19 protein-coding genes, 1 tRNA gene and 2 pseudogenes are annotated in these 20,097 nt (G+C 69.4%); 13 read left to right on the forward strand and 9 right to left on the reverse strand.

Annotated features, from left to right (window positions below; translation table 11 throughout):
* Positions 1-1,381: penicillin-binding transpeptidase domain-containing protein (locus ABZX67_RS15390; protein WP_355359689.1), on the forward strand; the 1,381-nt coding region annotated here is incomplete at its 5' end.
* An 89-nt stretch (positions 1,382-1,470) separates the two neighbouring features.
* On the opposite strand, the gene ABZX67_RS15395 is transcribed toward ABZX67_RS15390, so the two are convergent.
* Positions 1,471-1,935 (reverse strand): GatB/YqeY domain-containing protein, encoded by a 465-nt coding sequence (locus tag ABZX67_RS15395; RefSeq protein ID WP_355359692.1) that lies wholly within the window; start codon positions 1,933-1,935, stop codon positions 1,471-1,473.
* Between the two features lie 77 nt (positions 1,936-2,012).
* On the opposite strand from ABZX67_RS15395, the gene ABZX67_RS15400 reads away from it, so the two are divergent.
* The 5 genes from ABZX67_RS15400 to ABZX67_RS15420 all read left to right on the forward strand — a co-directional run bounded on the left by ABZX67_RS15400 (position 2,013) and on the right by ABZX67_RS15420 (position 5,878).
* Positions 2,013-2,951 carry a metallophosphoesterase gene (locus tag ABZX67_RS15400; protein ID WP_355359695.1) on the forward strand — a complete coding sequence of 313 codons (939 nt, stop codon included), beginning with the start codon at positions 2,013-2,015 and terminating at the stop codon, positions 2,949-2,951.
* Between the two features lie 113 nt (positions 2,952-3,064).
* On the forward strand, positions 3,065-3,805 hold the full coding sequence (locus ABZX67_RS15405) for a Pr6Pr family membrane protein (protein WP_355359698.1): 741 nt from the start codon (positions 3,065-3,067) through the stop codon (positions 3,803-3,805).
* Positions 3,806-3,833: 28 nt separating this feature from the next.
* Positions 3,834-3,907 (forward strand) — tRNA-Pro (locus ABZX67_RS15410).
* Positions 3,908-4,173: 266 nt separating this feature from the next.
* Complete coding sequence (locus tag ABZX67_RS15415; protein ID WP_355359701.1) at positions 4,174-4,962, forward strand: DUF1883 domain-containing protein; 789 nt, start codon at positions 4,174-4,176, stop codon at positions 4,960-4,962.
* A gap of 208 nt (positions 4,963-5,170) precedes the next feature.
* Positions 5,171-5,878 carry a hypothetical protein gene (locus ABZX67_RS15420; protein ID WP_355359704.1) on the forward strand — a complete coding sequence of 236 codons (708 nt, stop codon included), beginning with the start codon at positions 5,171-5,173 and terminating at the stop codon, positions 5,876-5,878.
* Between the two features lie 213 nt (positions 5,879-6,091).
* Here the strand turns inward: ABZX67_RS15420 and ABZX67_RS15425 are convergent, their stop codons facing one another.
* From ABZX67_RS15425 to ABZX67_RS15435, 3 genes are read right to left on the reverse strand one after another with little or no spacing between them, the layout of a single operon-like run.
* Positions 6,092-7,621 carry a LacI family DNA-binding transcriptional regulator gene (locus ABZX67_RS15425; protein ID WP_355359707.1) on the reverse strand — a complete coding sequence of 510 codons (1,530 nt, stop codon included), beginning with the start codon at positions 7,619-7,621 and terminating at the stop codon, positions 6,092-6,094.
* A 50-nt stretch (positions 7,622-7,671) separates the two neighbouring features.
* Complete coding sequence (locus tag ABZX67_RS15430) at positions 7,672-8,052, reverse strand: helix-turn-helix domain-containing protein (RefSeq protein WP_355359710.1); 381 nt, start codon at positions 8,050-8,052, stop codon at positions 7,672-7,674.
* A gap of 46 nt (positions 8,053-8,098) precedes the next feature.
* Entirely contained in the window at positions 8,099-8,356 is a 258-nt protein-coding gene (locus ABZX67_RS15435; protein ID WP_355359713.1) for a helix-turn-helix transcriptional regulator, read from the reverse strand.
* A 510-nt stretch (positions 8,357-8,866) separates the two neighbouring features.
* On the opposite strand from ABZX67_RS15435, the gene ABZX67_RS15440 reads away from it, so the two are divergent.
* The 5 genes from ABZX67_RS15440 to ABZX67_RS15460 all read left to right on the forward strand — a co-directional run bounded on the left by ABZX67_RS15440 (position 8,867) and on the right by ABZX67_RS15460 (position 14,453).
* Entirely contained in the window at positions 8,867-9,799 is a 933-nt protein-coding gene (locus ABZX67_RS15440; protein WP_355359716.1) for a hypothetical protein, read from the forward strand.
* Positions 9,796-10,497: an ATP-binding protein gene (locus ABZX67_RS15445; protein WP_355360037.1), complete on the forward strand. Its 702-nt coding sequence runs from the start codon at positions 9,796-9,798 to the stop codon at positions 10,495-10,497. Before ABZX67_RS15440 ends, ABZX67_RS15445 begins: the two co-directional genes overlap by 4 nt.
* Before the next feature lie 233 nt (positions 10,498-10,730).
* The gene (locus tag ABZX67_RS15450; RefSeq protein ID WP_355359719.1) at positions 10,731-12,023 is read left to right on the forward strand and encodes a hypothetical protein; all 1,293 of its coding nucleotides are present in this window, start codon (positions 10,731-10,733) and stop codon (positions 12,021-12,023) included.
* 301 nt (positions 12,024-12,324) lie between these two features.
* Positions 12,325-12,720, forward strand: a complete 396-nt coding sequence (mobC, locus tag ABZX67_RS15455; protein ID WP_355359722.1) for a plasmid mobilization relaxosome protein MobC — start codon at positions 12,325-12,327, stop codon at positions 12,718-12,720.
* Entirely contained in the window at positions 12,717-14,453 is a 1,737-nt protein-coding gene (locus ABZX67_RS15460; protein WP_355359725.1) for a relaxase/mobilization nuclease domain-containing protein, read from the forward strand. Before mobC ends, ABZX67_RS15460 begins: the two co-directional genes overlap by 4 nt.
* 133 nt (positions 14,454-14,586) lie before the next feature.
* On the opposite strand, the gene ABZX67_RS15465 is transcribed toward ABZX67_RS15460, so the two are convergent.
* The 3 genes and pseudogenes from ABZX67_RS15465 to ABZX67_RS15475 form a co-directional block, all read right to left on the reverse strand.
* Positions 14,587-15,042, reverse strand: coding sequence for a hypothetical protein (locus ABZX67_RS15465; protein ID WP_141715527.1), 456 nt, complete (start codon positions 15,040-15,042; stop codon positions 14,587-14,589).
* 162 nt (positions 15,043-15,204) lie between these two features.
* Complete coding sequence (locus ABZX67_RS15470; RefSeq protein WP_355360040.1) at positions 15,205-16,014, reverse strand: DUF317 domain-containing protein; 810 nt, start codon at positions 16,012-16,014, stop codon at positions 15,205-15,207.
* Between the two features lie 189 nt (positions 16,015-16,203).
* A pseudogene (locus ABZX67_RS15475) lies at positions 16,204-16,545 on the reverse strand (DUF317 domain-containing protein); the annotation flags it as partial.
* 190 nt (positions 16,546-16,735) lie between these two features.
* Between ABZX67_RS15475 and ABZX67_RS15480 the strand changes: the two are divergent.
* Both ABZX67_RS15480 and ABZX67_RS15485 read left to right on the forward strand, forming a co-directional pair.
* A complete protein-coding gene (locus ABZX67_RS15480; RefSeq protein WP_355359730.1) occupies positions 16,736-17,440 on the forward strand; it encodes a nucleotidyltransferase domain-containing protein in 705 nt (234 codons plus the stop codon).
* Between the two features lie 375 nt (positions 17,441-17,815).
* A complete protein-coding gene (locus ABZX67_RS15485) occupies positions 17,816-18,439 on the forward strand; it encodes an amino acid transporter (RefSeq protein ID WP_355359733.1) in 624 nt (207 codons plus the stop codon).
* A gap of 128 nt (positions 18,440-18,567) precedes the next feature.
* Here the strand turns inward: ABZX67_RS15485 and ABZX67_RS15490 are convergent.
* Positions 18,568-18,738: pseudogene (locus ABZX67_RS15490) on the reverse strand (adenylyl cyclase); the annotation flags it as partial.
* Between the two features lie 112 nt (positions 18,739-18,850).
* Positions 18,851-20,077, reverse strand: a complete 1,227-nt coding sequence (locus ABZX67_RS15495; RefSeq protein ID WP_355359736.1) for a damage-control phosphatase ARMT1 family protein — start codon at positions 20,075-20,077, stop codon at positions 18,851-18,853.
* Positions 20,078-20,097 lie beyond the last annotated feature (20 nt).

Consider the following 20,097-nt stretch of genomic DNA (forward strand, 5'->3'; position numbering starts at 1 on the left):
CATCACCGCCGTCGACGGCGCGGGCTTCTTCTGCGACTACGTACGCGAGGCCTTCCTCTCCAGCCCGGTCTTCGGGAAGGACCGGGAGGAGCGCAACAAGATCTGGAACCGCGGCGGCCTGACGATCCGCACGACGCTCGACCCGCAGGCGCAGAAGGCGACGCAGGCGTCGATAACGGAACACGTCTACCAGAGCGACAAGGTCGCGACGGCGGTGACGATGGTCCAGCCCGGCACCGGCAAGATCCTCGCGATGGGCCAGTCCAAGCCGTACGGCTTCGGCAAGGACGAGACGCAGATCAACTACTCGGTCGACAAGCGCATGGGCGGCTCGAACTACGGCTTCCCGGTCGGTTCGACGTTCAAGCCGTTCGTCGCGGCGGCGGCCCTGGAGCAGGGCAGGCCGCCGACGCAGACGTACTCGGCGCCGTACGAGATGCCGTACCCGAGCTCGATTTCGACGTGCAGCGGCAAGCCGTGGGTGAACTACGGGGACAAGCAGCGGCTGGAGAACGAGAACGAGACCGAGGTCGGCCCGTACGCGCTCCAGGAAGCGATGGCGAAGTCGGTCAACACGTACTTCGTACAGATGATCGAGGACATCGGCCTGTGCCCGGTCGTCGAGATGACGAACAAGCTGGGTGTGGTGCAGGGCAACGGCCAGAAGCTGCCCGAGGAGCCCTCACCGCTCACCCTCGGCTCCACCGGCATCTCACCGCTGACGATGGCGTCGGCGTACGCGACCTTCGCCAACCGGGGCACGTACTGCACGCCGATCGCCATCGAGTCCATCAAGACGGCGGACGGCAAGAGCCTGGAGGTGCCCAAGAGCTCGTGCACCAAGGCCATGTCGGAGCGGACGGCCGACTCCATCAACCACCTGCTGCGCGGAGTCGTCGACTCCGGTACGGGCCGGGCGGCGGGCCTCGGTGACCGCGACAACGCCGGTAAGACGGGTACGACGGACTTCCGGAAGAACGCCTGGTTCGTCGGGTACACGCCGAACCTGAGCGGCGCGGTGTGGGTCGGCAGCGCCAGCCAGCAGGTGGAGATGGAGTACATCACCATCGGCGGGCAGTACCACGAGAAGGTCTTCGGCGGTCAGGTCCCCGGCCCGATCTGGAAGGACGCGATGACGGGCGCGCTGGAGGGCAAGGACTCGCCCGACTTCGTCCGCGTCGACATCCCGGACGCGCCGAAGCCCGACGACAAGGGGAAGGGCAAGCCGGGCGACGACCCGAAGCCGGGTGGCGGAGGCGGCGGAGGCCAGTCGCCGTGGCCGGGCATCTCCCTCCCGCCGGACCTGATCGGCGGCGGCAACGGACGCGGCGGCCAGGGCAACAACGGCGGCGGCAACGGCGGTTGGGACCGGAACCGCTGAGCGGCTGATCATCTGCGGAAAACAGGGGCGCCCACCGGCGACACACCGGTGGGCGCCCCTGTGCCGTGGCTCGTGATCGGCAGTGGCTTTCAGCCAGCGAGCAGCTGCTTGACCACCGCGGCGACGCGGCCGCCCTCGGCGCGGCCGGACACCTTCGGGTTGACGATCTTCATGACAGCGCCCATCGCGCGCGGGCCCTCGGCGCCGGCGGCCTTGGCCTCGTCGATGGCCTGGGACACGATCGAGCGGAGCTCGTCGTCGCTCAGCTGCTGCGGCAGGTAGGCGTCGAGGATGGCGCCCTCCGCCTTCTCGCGCTCGGCCTGCTCGGTGCGGCCGCCCTGCGCGAAGGCCTCGGCGGCCTCGCGCCGCTTCTTCGCCTCCTTGGCGATCACCTTCTGCACCTCGTCGTCGGAGAGCTCGCGCTTCTCCTTGCCCGAGACCTCCTCCTTGGTGATGGCGGAGAGGGTGAGCCGGAGGGTCGAGGAGCGCAGCTCGTCGCGCTCCTTGATCGCGGCGTTGAGGTCTTCCTGCAGCGTGGACTTGAGCGTGGTCATGCGCACAAGTGTGGCAGGTGCGATGACCTGCACGCCCGCTGATTTCCGCGCGCTGCTCCGTCTGGGACGATGGCCTCATGCGCGCGCGATACGGAGTCCCCCTGAAAGTCACCGCAGGAATCGCAGCGGTCGGCGCGGCCGGCCTGGTCTACGCCGCCGGCTTCGAGGTCCGCTCGTTCCGGCTCCGCCGGATCACCGTCCCCGTACTGCCGCCCGGCATGCGCGACCTGCGCGTCCTCCAGGTGTCCGACATCCACATGGTGAGCGGCCAGCGCAAGAAGCGGGCCTGGCTCCAGTCCCTCGCCGGGCTGCGCCCGGACCTCGTCGTCAACACCGGCGACAACCTCTCCGACCCCGACGGCGTACCGGAGGCCCTGGACGCGCTCGGGCCGCTCCTCGAATTCCCCGGCGTGTACGTCTTCGGCTCCAACGACTACTACGGGCCCAAGCTGCGCAACCCGGCCCGCTACCTGCTCGAGAAGGCCCAGGGCCGCCACGGCCTCAACGGCAACGCGCCCGCCGTCGGCGCCGTACACAACCCCTGGGAGGGGCTGCGCGACGCCTTCGACGAGGCGGGCTGGCTGAACCTCACCAACACGCGCGGCCGCCTCAAGCTGGAGGGCATGGAGCTGGCGTTCACGGGCCTGGACGACCCGCACATCAAGCGGGACCGCTACGACCTGGTCGCCGGCGGCCCGGAGCCGGACGCGGACCTCTCCCTGGCCGTCGTCCACGCGCCGTACCTGCGTTCCCTGGACGCCTTCACCGCGGACGGCTACCCGCTGATCCTGGCGGGCCACACGCACGGCGGTCAGCTGTGCATCCCCTTCTACGGGGCGCTGGTCACCAACTGCGACCTGGACACGGACCGCGTGAAGGGCCTCTCCACGCACCGCGCCGGGGGGAACACCGCGTACCTCCACGTCTCGGCGGGCTGCGGCACCAACCGCTACACGCCGGTGCGGTTCGCCTGCCCGCCGGAGGCGACGCTGCTGACGCTGACGGCGCGGGACTGATCACGGGCGCCTAGGGGCTGGTCAAGCATCCCTGCGGCGCCCCGGGCTGTCCGGCGCTGCTCAGGCACCGCTGAGGCACCCGGTTCTGATCAAGGACCCCCTACGGTGGAGGGATGACTGCCCCGTTTTCGACGCATGTGCCCGCATCGGCGGTCGTCCCTCCCGTCCGCCGCCCGTACGCGGCCGCCTTCCGCGCCCTGATCGCGCTGGCCGCGCTCACCGGAGTCGCCATCGACCTGGCCCTCGGCAGTCCGGGCCGGGTGCTCAGCTACTTCACCATCCAGAGCAACCTCCTGGTCGCGGCGGTCTTCGCCGCGTCGGCCCACCGCGCCTGGTCGCGCCGCCGCCCGCCGCTGCCGCCGGTGATCAGCGGCGGCACCCTGCTCTTCATCACCATCACCGGCGCCGTCTACCACCTGCTCCTGGCGGACGACGCGGCACGCTTCTCGATGACCGACGGCGGCACGTCGACCACCACCGGCTGGCACCTCCTCGCCAACCACCTCCTCCACACGGTGACGCCGATCGCGGCGGCCCTCGACTGGCTGCTCCTGATCCGCCCGGGCGGCCTGCGCCCCCGCCACGCCGCACTGTGGCTCCTCTACCCCCTGGCGTACCTCATCTTCGCCCTCACCCGCGGCGCCCTCCTCTCCCCCGGCACCCCGGCCCGCTACCCGTACCCCTTCCTCGACGTCGCCGCCCACGGCTACGCCACCACCCTGACGGACGCGGCGACGCTGGGCCTGGCCTTCGCCGCCCTGGCCTTCGCGCTCGTCGGCCTGGACCGGATCAGGCCCACGCCACGGCTCCGCGAAAACCGGATTTCGTCTCCGGGCGCCGGTGGGCTAAAGTAAACGACGTCGCCGGGACACCGGCCGACATCGGGGTGTAGCGCAGCTTGGCAGCGCGCTTCGTTCGGGACGAAGAGGTCGTGGGTTCAAATCCCGCCACCCCGACAGAGAAACACCAGGTCAGGCCCGGTGCTGAGAGATCAGCGCCGGGCCTGATTTGCTTTGTGGCCCCGTTTTGGGAGCCGTTTGGGAGCCGACTACGGAATCCGGCTCCCAGGCGGCTCCCGCGAGCGCTGCCCCGAAGGACTCGCCACCGACGGGAGTCGAGCGTCCCACCGACAGGGGTTTGCCCCTGCTCCGCATCACCCTCCGCTTGTCAGGGGCGGTCCCTACCCTGAGACGTGCTCGGCCGCACGTTCCCAGGAGCAACCGTGGACCACCTCTACAAAGATCTCGGCAACCTCAAGGGAGGTTCCGCAGTCATCGTTACTCTGCGTAACCAAGCCAACGTCCAGGTGATGATGCGCAGCGAGTACAGCAAGTACAAGTCAGGGAGGACGTATCGATACCTGGGCGGTCGTGTCACTCGCTCTCCTCACCGGATCACCATCCCCAGCAACGGACACTGGGTCGTGGCCATCGACCTGGGTGGCTATTCCGGTCGTATCGCCGCCTCTGTCCAGGTCCAGCCGCCTCCGCGGGGTTTCCTCCCCCCGGCTCAGCAAGCACAGGGCAGCCCGGCCCGCTCCGTCGCAGTCCATGAGCCGGAGGAGCCTGCCGGGGACGTGCTCGGGGGCCAGACGTGGGACGTCTTCATCTCCCACGCGTCTGAGGACAAAGGCGCTGTTGCCCGACCCCTTCGGGACGCACTTGCCAAGCTTGGCGTGACTGTCTGGCTCGACGAAGCCCAGATGCGGATCGGCCACAGCCTCCGCCGCAAGATCGATGAAGGGATCAGGGCAAGCCGATTCGGCATCGTCGTGCTCTCCGAACCGTTCTTCGCCAAAGGCTGGACCAACCACGAACTCGACGGACTCGTCACCCGCAACGTGGCTGGCGAGCAGTCGCTCCTGCCGATCTGGCACAACCTGAGTGCTGATGACGTCCGGCGCTACAGCCCCTCGCTCGCGGACAAAGTGGCTATGAGCACAAGCGAATACTCCATCGAGGAGATCGCACGGCAGATCGCTGATGTGGTTAGAGAAGAAGGCCCACCTTGAGCCCGGGAGCACTGTCGCCGAGTCAGCTGCCAGCCCACCCTCTCTAGAGTGGCATGGCCACGTTCACCGGAGAAGGGAGCACACGAGCCCCGGAGAACGGGAGGTGGCCGTCGTGTCAGATGCTAGGGACGCCAATCAAGACGGAGTCAGTACGACAGGGGGACCGATGGCCAGGTGGAGTGGGCGGGGAGGCAGTGGCGCAGTTCGCGTGGCGTTGCGCGCGGTATTAGCCGGCGTTATGGGCAGCGTGATCGGTATTGCCGCATACTCGATCAGCCAGACCGGCGGGCAGCGGCTGTCGGTCATCGTGGGGTGTCTAATCGGCGTCGCCGCAGTCCTCGGTCTGGAGCTGTACCGCAGGTCAGCTCAGCTGACAGAAGTCCGCCTCGTCTTCCTCGGCAACGAAATGTCGTTCACCACCAAGGCGGACATGCGTCAGGCCGCGCAACGGATGTTCTTCCAAGCCGCCACCCGGGTGGCCACTCGCCCGCTGGAAGAAGGCAGCGGGAACCTGCGCGAGGCCCTTACCTCACTCAAGACGCTATTCGATCTCTATCGCGAGCCCCTGGAGGGCTACACAACCCCTCCTCCCCCCGCCAAGGGGGACTCGGTGTACGAACTGGCGCTGGATATCCTCAACTTCGAGCTCGCTCCGTTCCTGGCCAAGTGGCACCCCAGCCTCAAGGACTTCGAAGACCGTCACCCCGACCAGGACGAGTCCGAGTGGCCACAGCACGCCGCGTTCCGCGTAGAGCTCAGCCAACTGCAGGAACGGCTGAAGCCGTATGTAATCGGGCTGGGAGAGATCGCCGGTATCCGTGATCCGGAGCGGCACCTACGCCCGTCAGGCCGCTACGTGCAGTCCCGACTTGTCGCGCCACGGCAGGACGGGTCGAGACCTGGGCCGCAGGAATGAGTCCCCCCGGCGCAGTCGTACGGCGGACGCGGTGTCGCATGATGACAAGGGGACGATCTTCGTGGTGCAGACGCCTCGTGGGTCGGCCCCGGACGACCAAGCGATCTACGTGCCCCCATGGCCGACCGCGCCGAGACGACGGCCTCGCGCAGGCTTCGGGGACATGACTGTGCCCTCCGGCAGGGGTCGCTGGAGGGCACAGCACTCTGTTTGCTACGACTTGATGGGCACACGTGACACCTCGCGTGCCCGCAGGAGATCACTCAGCACGCGCACTGGTGACGTGCCACTCATGGCCAAACGTGCGTCGAGTGCTGCCTCCCACTGCTCGGTCAGCCCCAGCATGAGGCGCTTACGCATGCCTGGGGTGACGTGGGCGTAGCGTGCCGAGACCGAGCCGTCGATGTGGCCCATGCGTTCGTCCATGAGTACCTTCTCGGTTCCCAGGTCCTCCATCATCGTCCGGTGGGTGTGGCGAAGGCCGTGGGGCGTGAGTCCCTTGGCTATCGGGAGCCAGCAGGCTTCGGCCCGTTCGCTGGCACCCCGCCCCCGGGCCGGGACGCCGGGCCAAGGCTCGCCGAGCAAGGGCACCGGCCGTGGCTCCTGCGGCGCCTTCTTCGGGTACCAGCCAGAGACCGCCGGCGTGAACAGCCACGTCGCGAAACCGTTCCTGCGCCAGTGGGCGGCATGCTCCGGCACGACGCCGCCCCGGACGAAGCGGAGGTCCGTGATGGCCTGCTCGACCTTCTCTCGCGTGGCCTCGGTGACGCGCTCGGGGTGGTTGAGGACGTTGGACACCGTGCCGGTCGAGACGCCGGCGCGACGGGCGACGTCGACGAGCTTCGCGCCCTGGTGGCCGCCTGTGCGGGCCGCGCCCTGCCCTCGGAAGACGTATGTCTTGCCGTGGCAGGGGCACGGCACGGGTTTCGTGCGGGCGATGTGGTTGGCGACCAGCGCGGACAGCCAGTCCATCGAGTCGATGGTGCGGTAGCTGTCGTCCTTGGGCGGGCAGCGCACCAGCTCGCCCGTGTCGAGCTCGTACAGCTGCCACTCGACACGGACGGCCCCAGGGCGGACGAACGCGGTCTCCAGGCCGACGATCTCGCCCCAGCGCATGCCGGTGTACCCCTTGAGGACCACGGCGACGAACTCGTCGTCGCGGCCGGAGAGCAGGGCGGCGCGCTCGGCGGTCAGCAGGATGCCGAGCGCGTCGGTGACCACCTTCTCCGGGCCGCGATCTCGGGAACGGCCAGCGCGCTTACCCCGTCCACGCCGCCGGGCGGCCGGGTTGGACGTGATCAGGCCCTCGTCGATCGCGTCCTCGAAGATCAGGTGGAGCGTCGAGCGCCAGGTCTTGACGCTGGAGGCCGCGTACACGGCCTTCTCCTTCTTCTCCCACAGGTCGACGTCCGTGCGCAGGATGCCGGCGAGCGCCTTGTCCTCGAAGTCGGGGAGGAGGTGCTCCTCGATGTGGCGCTTGTAGTTCTGCATGGTGGAGGCCGCCAGGTCCTGGGCCTCGTACCAGCGGTTCGCGTACTCGCCGAAGGTCTCCCGGCCGAGGGCCGGGTCGCGCCAGTCGCCGCGCCGGTACTTGTTCTCGGCCTCAGCCGCTGCCCGTTGGGCCTCGCCCTTGGTGGCGAACCTGATCGCCTTGCCGTTCTCGTCGACGACCGTGTTGTGCTTGCCGGGCGCGACCTTGTACCGGCCGCGCCAGTAGTTTCCGCGCTTCTCCGCGAAACCCAAGTCCCGCTGTCCCCTTCTTCCTTGTCTCGTCTACGGCAGATTCGCTCGGGTCACGCGACAGCGCTGTACTGCTGTTGTCGACGCGGGGGACGGGCTCGTAGGCGGGTCGTCGGAGCAACGACAGGGCGACGAGGTTGCGCGGAGCCGGTCTGCGCACCGGGCGCGGAGAACGGCTCGGTCGCCCCTGCGGCTGCCTGTGCAGGCTTGGCCGGCCGCTCCTCGTAGAGGCGGATGATCTCCGCAAGGTGCTCGGCGGTGAAGCGGTAGGCACGGCCCACCCGGGTGTGCGGTATCAGGCGCCGTCGTGCTCGGTCCTTGACCCACCAGGCCGAGCAGCCGAGGGTGTCGGCGATCTCCTCGGGACAGAAGAGGCGGGGCGGAGGGGCGTCGGACGGCCTGTGGGGGCCGGGCGCGGGCGTGGATCGGTGCAAGGGGGCGGCTCCTGGTCGCGAGGACGGGGACGGATGCGTGAGCGGCTCAGGCGGCGCCCGGGCCCTGGAGGAGGGCGGCGGGTGATACCTGCAGGGCTTCGGCGATGGCGACGAGGTCGTCGATATCGCATCGCCGCTTGGCGAGTTCGATGCGGGACAGCATCGTGTTGGACATAGGACGACCCAAAGCGGTACACCACGCGGCGAGTTGACGCTGCCCAAGGCCGCGTTCCGTGCGGAGAATTCCGATGGTTCGAGCCGCCAGCATTCCTGCGGGCCCTATTTCCAGAGATCGTGCTGCCATGGCCCCAGTTGTAGCGTGCATTCGCCGGTTTGGTTAACCGGCGATCGTCGGCTATGTTGCGCCGCGCTCAATCGGTTAGCGAAGCGGTCGGGGTGCTGCGCAAGGCCGGATCCCCGAACGGGTCCCAACACCAGAGAACCTCTCTGACGTGGGGTGTTGTGTTGTAGCTTCGTCGCTCGCAGGACGTCAACGGCTTGCCGATGTGATCCTTCTGTCTCGGGACGCGGGGCAACTTTTTGGTCAACCGCCGATCGTGCTCTACCGTTTTCGCACCGCCCTCTCCGACTCGCTTTTCAGTGGCATTTCTGCCGTGAGAGATTGCGCCGGATAGGGCTGGACTTGTGCGACCTGGGTGTGGCTATGTTGACGACACCCAGGAAAGCGCGAGCGGCCATCAACGCTCCCGCGCCAACGGCCGGACATCCCCGCCCTTCACGCCCGTCTCCGCCCCCGACCGATGGTGAACCGTGGGCGCCCAGCCCACCGGCCACCGAGTGAGGACCGCCCCTCTTGGCACGAATCCGCACCATCAAGCCGGAAGCCTTCGTCTCCGAGTCCCTGGCAGCCGTCTCCCTGACCGCCGAGCGCACCTTCTTCGGCCTGCTCACCCAGGCTGACGACCAGGGCCGCCACCGCGATCACGCCGCGATCATCGCCGGGCAACTGTGGGTCCTGCGCCCCGAACACACACCTGCCGACGTCGAGAAGGACCTCGCCCAGCTCGCCGACGCTGGGCTGATTTGCCGCTACAAGGGCCCGGACGACAAGCGCTACCTGCACATCGTCACCTGGCGGCAGCATCAGAAGATCAACCGCCCCAGCACGAGCCGCCTGCCAGCCTGCCCGCACCACGACGCGCCGGCTCGCACCGCGCCGGGCGTTGGCGCGCCGGCTGCGGGGGCTGGCATCACGGAGCCCGCACCGCTGTCTCACGGAGCCCTCCGTGAGGGCTCCGGGCAAGTGCACAACCCTGCGGTGAATCCCGCCCCAAATGAGGAAACCGCAGATCAGAGCGATTTCACGGAGTCCTCCGTGAGACGGCAGGGCGGGTTCAGTGAGGGAGCGGTGACGCCTCACGGTCCGGATCTAGGACCTAGGATCATGGATCTAGGAGATACCCCTTCGGGGGGCGCGAGCGCCCCCGCACCCGGCACCGTCTCGGCCAACCAGCTCATCGCCGAGTACGCCGCCGCTTGCGCACACCGTCCGCCCGGGAACGTCCTGGGCCATCTCGGTCGTGAGGCACGCAAGCTGCTGGAGGAGGGCATCGCGCCCGCTCACGTCCGAGCGGGGCTCGACCTGCACCGCGCCAAGGGCCTGCACCCCAGCACGCTGCCGAGCCTCGTGCACGAAGCCATGAACGCGGCCCCCGCCGCGCCGGTTGTCCACAGGGCGTGGACAAACCCCGCCGATGTCGAAGCCGCCTACGGAGGTGACCTCTGACCGCCACCCTCACCCGCGAGCCCCATCGGGTCGGCCCGCTCGCCGACCGGCTCAACGGCATCCTTGCCAGTCGCGGCATCGACCTCGCCAGTGCCGCCGTCGAGGAAGGGCACGTCGAGCCCGTCACCGGGCTGGAACTCGCCGATGCCAGGATCCCCGCCCGCTACCGCCGAGCTCTGGCCGACCACCCGAAGGTCACCGTCTGGGCCGACGAGATCACCCGCGCCGGGCGCCCCGGCCCCGGCGGGCCCGGGATCGCCGAAGGGCCGTCGCTGCTGATCGCCGGCCCCACGGGCACAGGCAAGACGTACCAGGCGTACGGCGCCATCCGCAGGCTGCTCGCCCGTGGCGTCCGCCTGCGCTGGGAGGCGATCACCACCGCCGACTTCCACGCTCGCCTGCGTCCCCGCGCTGGCCATGACGCCGAACGGGAGTTGCAGACTCTGGCGCGCTGCCCGCTGCTGTTCCTGGACGACCTCGGTGCGGCCAAGACAAGCGAGTGGACCGAGGAGCTGACCTACCGGCTTATCAATCACCGGTACGAGCACATGCTCCCCACCCTCATCACCACCAACCTCCCGACGGAGCAGCTACGCGTCGCCCTCGGTGACCGCGTCGCCTCCCGCCTCGCCGAGATGACCGAGCGCGTCATCCTCGACGGCCCCGACCGACGACGCCGCACCGCGCCCGTCGCCTAACCGGCCGCCCGCCGCCTGCCTCGCCGCGCCGCCCGCGCTCACACCTGCCTTGGCCCGCGCCCGGCCTCGCGCGCGGGGGCCGCTCAACGCACTGCCATGACAGTCCTGCCCTCCCGTCTCCTCTCACACCTTGGAGCCCCCTCCTGCCTCCTCTCGCCCTCGTCCCCCTGGCTACCCGGGTAAGCGGCACGCCGCTCCTCCCCGACTGGGCCACGTCCCCGACGACGACCGTGATGCTGCTTATCTCCCTCGTGCTGCTCGGCCTGCTCGTCGGATGGCTGATCCGCCAGCAGCGCCGCCGGGCGCCCGGCACCAACCGCTGGCGCGGCACCGTCGCAGTGCCCGTCGCGGCCATGGCCGCGCTCGGCTGCACCGCCTACAGCGCCGACACGAGCTGGCGCTTCGCCGCCGACTACCTGGACATGGGCAGCACCGTCGAGCGCGCCTTCATGTTCGCCACCGCCGAGCTCGCCCTGTTCGCCACCGCCCTGATGGCACGCCAGAACCTCAACGGGCCCGCACGCGCGCCGGGGCTCCCCGGCGCCCTGGTGTGGGTAATCACCGGCGTGCAGATCATCCCCGCCTATGCCGAGTTCGGGCTCGTCGGCGGCACCGTGCGCGCTCTCATCGGCCCGGTCATGGCCGCCATGCTGTGGCACCTGGCCATGGGCATCGAGCTGCGCCACCGCACCCCCCAGGCCGCCTCCCACAGTCTGGCCGCCGTCCTTGTCCGACAGACCCGCGAACGGCTGCTGGCCCGGCTCGGCATCGCCGACCAGGACGCCGACGCTGCCCGGCTCATCCGCGAGCGCGCCCTGAGCGAAGCCGTCGCCCTGATCCTCCGCGCCGAAGCGATGACCGAGCGGCAGCGGGGCAGGCTGTGGGGCCGACGCCTCTCCTATCGCCTGCACGAGGCGCTGGAGCGGGCCGACGTCGACGGTGACCCGCTCCAGGACGAGCTGCTGCTGCGCAAGCTCGCCACTCGCAAACAAGCTCTCGGCCTCGCCTCCATCACCCTTCCCCCGCGCTGGCACGCCCCGGCTTCGTACGCCCCCAGCACTTCCGGGCAGGCCCGCCCGCGCGCCATCTCTCCGAAGCGGGCGAAGACGGCGGGCGGCTCTTCGCCGTCGAATGCGGGCAACGAAGACGCTCACCGGGTGGTCCGCCCGCAATCCGCCCGCCCGGAACCCGCAGACCGCTCCAGCGCGAGTTCCGGTGACCGCCCGCAACACCCCGCAGCCCCAGCCGACCGCCCGGAACCGATAGCGGGCGAGGCAGCGGGGGCCGATCCGGGCAATGCCGCGGAAGCGAAACCGAAGCGGCCGGGCCGCAAGCCCGACGCCTCCTGGGACGTCCTCGTCCAGTACGCCCACCGCATCCACCAGGACACCGAACGTCTCTCCCGCGACCTGCTGGAGGCGGCTGTACGCGCTGACGGCTACCGCATCGCCAGCGACCGCGCCGCCGAGGTCGTCCGCACCGTCAAGGCCGAGCTGAAGACCGCTCGCGCCAGCCATCCCCACTGAGGCAGGCCGCGGGGATCCCACCCCCCAGCTGACACCACCCGCGCCCACTCCCCCACGATTGGGAGAGCACATGCACGATCCCACCTCCAAGGCCCTCAACGACACCGCCGTCACTCGGGAGATGACGCCTGCCCCAAGCGGAGCAAGTTGGAGGTCCGGACACTCCCCCGCTGGGGGAGTGTCCGGACCCGACCCCGCCCCGGGGGTGGCGGGGCCCGACCTGCGCCAGGGGGCGCCGGACGGGAAGGCTGCGACCGAGGGCGGATCACAGCCAGGCAAGGCCAGCCACAAGGGCAAGGCCATGAAGGGGAAGTCACGCCCGCGCGACAAGAGGCAGCGCCCCGCCCACAGCGTCCGGCTCAACGAACACGAACTCGCCATCATCCAGGCTGGCGCCGAACACGTCGGCATGAGCGTGGCCGGGTTCCTCGCCTATTCCGCCCTGGCCGCCGCCCGCGACCAAGCACGTACCGCGGCGGCCATCGCCACCGAGCGTGATGTCCTGACCGCGCTGTTCGGCGTACGCCGCCAGCTCGGCTGGGCCGGCAGCAACGTCAACCAAATCGCCAAAGCACTGAACTCCGGTGCCGACGCACCACACTTCGCCGCGGCTCTCGATGATCTGCAACGCGCCGCGCAGGCCGCCCAGCGGGCAGCCGACAGGATCACTAACCGACAGGAGGAAGAGACGGCTTGATCCCTCGGATCCACAAGCAGGGCAGCAACACCCTCGGCCTCCTGCACTACCTCTACGGCAAGGGCACCCACGAGGAGCACGTCGATCCGCACCTGGTCGCTTCGTTCGACGGCATGGCCCCGGACCCCGGCCGCGACCCTTCGGTCACGAAGAAGGACCTCCAGCACCTCCTCGACCAGCCCCTCGCCCTCCTCGACGCGGACCAGCGTCCCGACTTGCACGTCTGGCACTGCTCCGTGCGCGCCGCCCCCGACGACCCGATCCTGTCCGACGAGCAGTGGGGCGATATCGCCCGTCGCATGGTCGCCGCCACCGGCATCGACCCTGGCGACGGCGCTGGCTGCCGCTGGGCAGCCGTCCGGCACGCCGACGACCACATCCACATCATCGCCACCCTGATCCGTGAGGACGGCCGCCGTCCCGATCACCACCGCTCCGGCAAACGCGCCCAGGCCGAGTGCCGTCTGATCGAAAAGGAACTCGGCCTACACCAGGTCGCACCTGGGGACGGCACCGCCGCCAAGCGGGCCACCAGTGCGGAGCGGCACAAGGCCGAACGCGAGGGTCGGGAGCGCCCGGCGCGCGAGGAGCTCCGGGAGACCGTACGGCGTGCGGTGGCCGGCGCGACGAGCGAGGAGGAGTTCTTCGACCGGCTGGCCGCCGCCGGTCTTCTGATCCGCAAGCGCATCGCGCCCTCCGGCGACCTGCTCGGCTACAAGGTCGCGCTGCCTGATGACCGCAACGGTGAGAAGGAGCCGGTGTTCTACGCGGGCTCCACGCTCGCACCCGATCTGTCCCTGCCCCGCATCCGCGAACGCTGGGCCCTTCCCGCGGAGGCTGCCGCCTCGGCAGACGGCTCCGGGCCGGAGCGACCCGCCCTGCCGGACGTGACAGGTCCCGCGTTCGCACGGCGCCGGGCCTCCGCCACCACCTGGCAGGCCCTGCTGATCATCGACCACGGCGACGACGGCACAGCGGCAGCCCAGATCGCCGCAGCCGGGGAGATCCTCGACGCGCTCGCCAAGACCTCCGCCGCCCACACCCGCGCTCAGCTGCGCGAGGCGGCGTTCGTGTTCGAGCGGGCCAGCCGCTCCCACGTGAAGGCCGTACGCGGGCACGACCGCGCCCTGCGCCAGGCTGCCCGCGATCTCGTCCACAGCGGTCCCGCCCTCGGCCGCGGCGAAGACGGCGCCACCACCGCCATGCTCATCGACATGGCCTTCTTCCTCGCCACCGCCGCGGCGAACTGGCACGCCAGGAAGCACCACAGCCAACAGGCAGCCGCCGCCGAACAAGCCGCCCATCACCTCCGCGCCGCCTACCAAGCCGCCGCAGCCCAACCCATGGCCCTCCTGCGCCAGCGAGGCCAGCGTCTGGCCGCGCGTGTCCGGCAGCGGCAAGCCGACCTTCTCCACCAGGTGCTACCAGAGCTGGCCGAACGAATCCGGGCCGAGCCGGGCTGGCCCGCCCTGGCCACCACCCTCGACGACGCCCGTAGAGCCGGCCACGACCCGGCCGCCCTGCTCGCCGAAGCCACCCGACGGCGCGAGCTCGACACCGCCACCTCCATCAGCGACGTGCTCGTCTGGCGCCTGCGCCGCAGCGCCCACCTGCCCGCCCTACCCGTAAGTCCCCACGGCACCCCGACCCAAGGCAGTCCGCGCACCATGTTCCCGGCGCCCTCCACACAGCCGGCGCCCAGCGCAGCGAACGACGCCAACCGTCGGCGCTAACCAATGGGTCGTGGATCTGTGCGGGCGCCGACGAGGCGGTGCGGCGATGGAGTACCGGTGGTTTTTCGATGCTCCATTCGCCTGCGTCGCGTTTCATCCCTTGTCTGTTGGCACAGGCGCGCTGGACGGTGGGTCAGCTGGCCGCGAGACGGGCTCTCTTCTCGGCACGTGGTTCGGCCTGCCAGCCAGGCAGGAACGCCGAGAGCATTGGGTCGCTTTCAATCTTCTGCTGGGTGAGCCGCATGCCTTCGTCGATGATCGCGTCCCACTTCTCTGTGGCGAGCTCGACGCGGCAGGGCAAGTCCTTGATGATCTCCTCGTCCACGGTCAGGTAGTTCGAGGCCCGACTCCTACCCCCGCGGCCCGTAGGCACGTAGGCGTCGGCGCCGGCCTGGTCTGGAAGCAGGGAGATGAGGACCGCGTCCCCGTCCTCAGCGATCCTTCGGGCCGCCTTGTGGGCTGCTGAGACCTCCGTCCTGGAGGGGTCTCGTTGCAGCATCTCAACCAGGGTGCTTCGGATGCTGACCGTGTCCCGACTGGCCAGCGCATTTCGCAGGGCCTCGTGGAAGGTCTCCGTCATCGATGTCATGACCGCGATTTTCACGATTGGCTGGCCTTGGGCCATGCGCTTGAGGTCGGCACCCAGTTTGTGTTCCCCCGTTCGGCAGAAACGTGCTGGGCGTCGTCGCTGACGGTCCCGCCAGTCGGGCGGAGGTCGGTCTTCAGCTGTGACCGACCCATCGGACTGGCCCTAGCTGGCTGGAGCGCGAAGGAGCCGGTCGCGTGTGCTTTCCGGCAGCACCCGGCGCAGGACCGGTGCGCTGGAGCTGAGGGAGTCGGCGAAGGCGGCAACGAGGTCGTGCGGCACGCTGGGGCCGAAGGAAGCCGCCCACAGGTATCCCGCGCCGGGTACCGGCTCGGCCCACGCTTGCCATCCAGCCAGGGCCGCCTCGTCCGCCTGAGCCACCAGCGCCCGAGAGTCGGCGTCCTGGATGAGTGGCGGCACCTCGCCAAGGCGGATGTGGGAGGCGAAGGTCGGATCGATTGCTCCCGTGCCGGGCTGGTCGACGTCACGCAGCCAGCCGTGGGCGGTAACGGCGTCGAGGACCAGCTCGGGGCCACCGAGCGACAGGGCGGGCTGATCGCGGGCGTCGAGCGCGACGAGGAAGTCGGCGAGGGCCTCTGCGGGGACCTCGGGGGTGAAGTAGGCCGACCACTGGGCGAGCGGACTGCTCGGGTCCGTACGGGCGGAGACCTGCCAGGCGATGGGCAGATTCCCCAGATGGAACGGCTCGTCCGGCCAGACCCACTGCGCCCACCGCAGGGAGTCGGGGCTGATGTGAAGGACGGTGCTGCGCAGGACCTGGCGGTCCTCCGGAGCCTCGTCCGGCTCCTGGCGACCACGGACGATCGTCAGGCTCGTCCAGCCCAGACCAGCGAGAGTGTCGGCGACGGCGTCGTAGAGACGTCCGTCGTCACCAGCCAGGTGGCGGGGGCCGACCCAGTATGCGGACGGGTCGCTGGCCGGGGTGAGTGGGCCGACCGGGAAGTCGGGATGCAGGGTGCCTCCAAAGGCGTCGGGGTACTCATTGCCGCTGGCGGTGTGTGGCGCTGGTCAGGAGTGCCGGGCCGGTTGTATGCCGGCCTCGGGTGGCAGATGACCGAGCTTCGTGTCCGCATTGCGGCTCGGCGAGGCGGACACCGGTCCACCCGAGGGGCTCCGACTCGAGCCTCTGCTGTCACACCTGCTGGAGGTCTCCAGCACGCGAGCGACTGCGGCGGCGACGATATCGGCCGGCGTCTCGGTGTCGAAGGACATCTGGTAGCCGCGTACCTTGGCCGTACCAGTAACGGCGATCTTCCATCCCTCGCTGTCGGTGCCCGGGCGGCCGGACGGGAACCATCCGAGATAGAAGGAGCCGTCCTTCGAGTTGACGTGTACGTCCGCGCGGTCGTCGACGACCAGGTTGAAGTCGTCGGCGCAGAACTGATCCATTACGAGCGTGGGCTGGCCCGGGCCGAGCTGCCACTCACGCAACCGCAGGGCCTCTATGGTGGTGGAGAATCCCGGACGCGGGGGTTCCGGAATCACAGTCGATCACCTCTTTGACCTGGTGGTTTACCAGAAGGTCGTCCACGTTGACATGCCATTGCAGCGTTGGCCAGTCATTCATCGATCTTTGCTGTCTGCCCCGGGCGAACTGCGACGAGGCGTGAGACCGCGCCGTCGTACGGCGGAGAAACGGCGTGCGTGTGGTTGGCAGAATGCTGATAGTTGCCGCATGGATGCGATCGAGGCCGCACGTGCCGTTGTAGATGAGCACCACCCTGACGCTCTGGCTGCTTTCCTGGGAGGCAGCGTCGTGACGGGCCGCCGCACGGCAATGTCGGACCTCGACATCGTGGTCCTGCTCCGCGGAGCCCCCGCCCCATACCGGGCCAGCCTCCGGAGCGACGATTGGCCGGTGGAGATGTTCGTGCACACCGAAGCGACGTGGTACGCGTACGTTGAGCGGGAAGTACGCAATCGCCGGTCGCCGCTGCTCTGGATGTGCGCCGACGGTGAGCTGCTATTCGACACTGACGGAGTCGGAGCGCGCATCGCAGCTGAGGCCCGAAAGCTGACCGCCGCAGGGCCACCCATGGTGTCAGCCGAGGAGATCGATGATCGCCGCTACGCGATCACTGACCTTCTCGACGACCTCGCAGGGAGCAGCGACCAGAGCGAGCGACTGTTCATTGCCACCGAACTGGTTCGACGGACGGGCGAGTTGGCACTAGCCATCGGCGGCTCGTGGGGCGGAGGTGGAAAGTGGCTCGCACGCCGTCTGGAGACGACCTCACCGGGGCTCAGCTTGCGACTGCACCGTGGCCTGCGGGAGGTATTAGAGGGGCGGGTAAAGCCCCTCGTAGCCGCTGTGGACGAGGTGATCGGGCAGGCCGGTGGTCGGTTGTGGGTCGGCTACAAGCGTGGTGGAACTTCATGAACCTCGCGGGGACCGAGACACGAGGGGCGGCGAACGGCGCACTAATCATCGGGCGGCGGACCTCCTGCGGGTGACGTCGGTGGCCTCCTCGCAGGGCTCTGGAGTGGCTGCGGCAGTGCGTACGCCACCGAAAGGCGTACGAAACCTCATAAAGCACCATGGCCGAGCGTGTCCGGCCCCTGGGATGGTCGTGGCTCAAGCCCCCGGCCACGAGGCCGGTCGCGAGTCACTCGCTCAAGGGTGGCTGCCAGTGGCCCTGATGCTCATGGGCGTTTATGAGCACAGGGTGCGAGCGGGCGACAGGCGCTCCAGCGAGACCGCCGACCCGCCGTCGGCCTTCGCCTCCGCCCGTCTGGTCACTGGGAGGATGGGCGGGTGAGTGCTGACGTGTTGGGACGCTGGGTGCCGGATCGTCCGGAGGATGTGGCCGCGGTCTTCGCCAAGGCGGACTTCCCGTGGTGGATCGCCGGTGGCTACGCGATCGAACTCGCGGTCGGCCGCGAGCTGCGCGCACACGGCGATCTCGACGTCCTCGTCCTCCGGCGCGACCAGGCCCGCGTACGGGACCTGCTGGCCGACTGGGACCTGCACGTGGCAGATCCGCCCGGCCAGGGGGAATTGCGACCGTGGCGTCCTGGAGAGCTCCTACGGCCGCCGCTTCACGACATCTGGTGCCGCCGCACGCCCAAGGCGCCCTGGTCCGTGCAGCTCATGCTGGGCGAAGCCGAGGGCACCCAGTGGGTCTCGCGGCGCACGCCAGAGATCCGGCTCCCGATCGACCGACTCGGGCGAACAAGCGAGACGGGCATCCCGTACCTCGCGCCCGAGGTGCAGCTCTTCTACAAGGCGAAGGCGACCCGGGACAAGGACGAGACTGACTTCGAAGCGGTACTGCCGCTGCTGGACGCCCCGGCGCGCTCTTGGCTGGCGGGCGCCATCACAGTGATCGCGCCCACCCATCACTGGCTCCGCCGGCTCCTGCCGGTCAGCCGAACGTGAGCAGTGGAACGTCGTAGAGGTCGGACTGGACCTTGGCACTGAGAAGGTGGCTCGTCCTGCCGTCGGCAGACTGGGCCTTCAGGCCGGCGGAGACGTGGTTGTACGGGAGGATCCCGCCGGTGGTGCGAAGTGGGCTCGGCGAGGGAGCCCGGACCCAACTCGCTCTTGCAGACCTCGTGGACGCTCCCGAAACGGGCTTCTGTGTGGCCAAGGCCGAGCAGGGCGGCAGCGTGGCGGGCCGATGCCTCGTCGGGTCCATCGATCTCGAGAAACATGGGCAGGCAGGACCAGGTGTCGAAGCTGGAAGGGAGGTCCGTCCACGCACACCACGGCCCCCAGGTCGCAGTAGGTAAGACCTGGCCCCGCTCGGTGCGTGGAACACGTCAGCGAGCAGTCGCGACGAGGCCAGGGCTATGGCCGAACCTGGATCAGAGCGTGAGTGCCGCTGGTACGCCACGCCGCACCGGACTGTTCGAGGGCGTCCAGCGTTCCGTGGTCCAGGCCGACAATGACGTCGGACTTCAGGGTGCGGAGGGCTGCGACGGCCCCTGGGAAGTACGCGGTGAGGTCGGCGAACGGCGCCGTGGCGTCCCAGAGCCGGTCGCCCACCAGGCGGCGGTAGTTGAGGTCGCCCTTCAGGATGGTGATCGTGGCGGCCTCGAACTCGCTCCGGAGGTCCTCGGGCATCTCCTCGTACGGCAGCGGAGCGCAGAAGAAGGGATGGGTACGGACCTCCAGGCGCCCTGACGCCATGGCCTTCCACAGTCGGCCGCCGATCGTGCTGGCTTCGCCGGGTGCCTCGGTGAGGCGGCGGAGGCAGTCGACGACGTCTGCCGTCATCGCGTCGGACACGTAGTACGGGCTGGGCTTTACATGGAGCACGACCCGTTCGGCGTGCCGGCGTTCGAGGAGGTGGTCGATGAGGATCAGGTCCGGGATCAGCTCGCGTCCGGCGTTGTCCGCCACAACGGCGACGGTCGAGGGGGCACCGGCGGGCAGGAGCTGCCAAAGCACGCCGCTGTCGTCGGCGACCAGCGCGGAGGTAGCTTCGCCGGTCGCTGGCTCCCCCGCCGAGACACGGAAGCCGAGGTCCGCGCGGTTGCCCCAGAGCGAGGCGTGGAGCAGCGCCGCAGCCCGCTCGTCGGCAGGTGCGTCGGCGAGCGCGTCCAGGGCCCGCAGCTCCTCCTCCACCGCCTCGCCGCGCAGTTCGGCCTGCTTGAACGGAGCGAAGGGATCGACTCCCTGCCACGGGCCCGTACCGAAGTACTCGATGGCGCCAAGCAGCCGGCGGTAAAAGTAGCTCTCCGCCCACAGGAACGGGGCGTCGAACCACGACCGCCCAAAGTGCTCCCGGCCCCAGTTCTTCCACTGCCGGTGATCGTGCTCCGAGGCAGCGGGCGGTTCGATGACGCCGTTGGTGATCTCGTCCAGCAGGGCATCGAGAGCCTCGTGCTGTCGGCGGCCGTACGGAAAGGCGTCTCGCACCTGCTGGATCAGGGCCGGGTGGCGTTTGGCCAGGACGCCCCAGGCGAACGAGCCGGGCTCGTTGCTCAGGATGACCGGCGCGTCGCGGTCGGCGGCCGGGCCGGAGCTGCTGTCGGCCCTGCCGTCCGAGGTGCTGGGAATCTTCTCTGTCATGGTGTGCAAGCCCTTCGCTT

The organism is Streptomyces sp. NPDC003036 (assembly GCF_040611175.1).
Classification (GTDB): domain Bacteria; phylum Actinomycetota; class Actinomycetes; order Streptomycetales; family Streptomycetaceae; genus Streptomyces.

Coding starts and splice junctions, on each gene's coding strand:
- ABZX67_RS15395 (WP_355359692.1), bottom strand. CDS start 1,935: ATGACCACGCTCAAGTCCACGCTGCAGGAAGACCTCAACGCCGCGATC.
- ABZX67_RS15400 (WP_355359695.1), top strand. CDS start 2,013: ATGCGCGCGCGATACGGAGTCCCCCTGAAAGTCACCGCAGGAATCGCA.
- ABZX67_RS15405 (WP_355359698.1), top strand. CDS start 3,065: ATGACTGCCCCGTTTTCGACGCATGTGCCCGCATCGGCGGTCGTCCCT.
- ABZX67_RS15435 (WP_355359713.1), bottom strand. CDS start 8,356: ATGGCAGCACGATCTCTGGAAATAGGGCCCGCAGGAATGCTGGCGGCT.
- ABZX67_RS15450 (WP_355359719.1), top strand. CDS start 10,731: ATGCTGCTTATCTCCCTCGTGCTGCTCGGCCTGCTCGTCGGATGGCTG.
- mobC (WP_355359722.1), top strand. CDS start 12,325: ATGAAGGGGAAGTCACGCCCGCGCGACAAGAGGCAGCGCCCCGCCCAC.
- ABZX67_RS15465 (WP_141715527.1), bottom strand. CDS start 15,042: ATGACATCGATGACGGAGACCTTCCACGAGGCCCTGCGAAATGCGCTG.
- ABZX67_RS15480 (WP_355359730.1), top strand. CDS start 16,736: ATGGATGCGATCGAGGCCGCACGTGCCGTTGTAGATGAGCACCACCCT.
- ABZX67_RS15495 (WP_355359736.1), bottom strand. CDS start 20,077: ATGACAGAGAAGATTCCCAGCACCTCGGACGGCAGGGCCGACAGCAGC.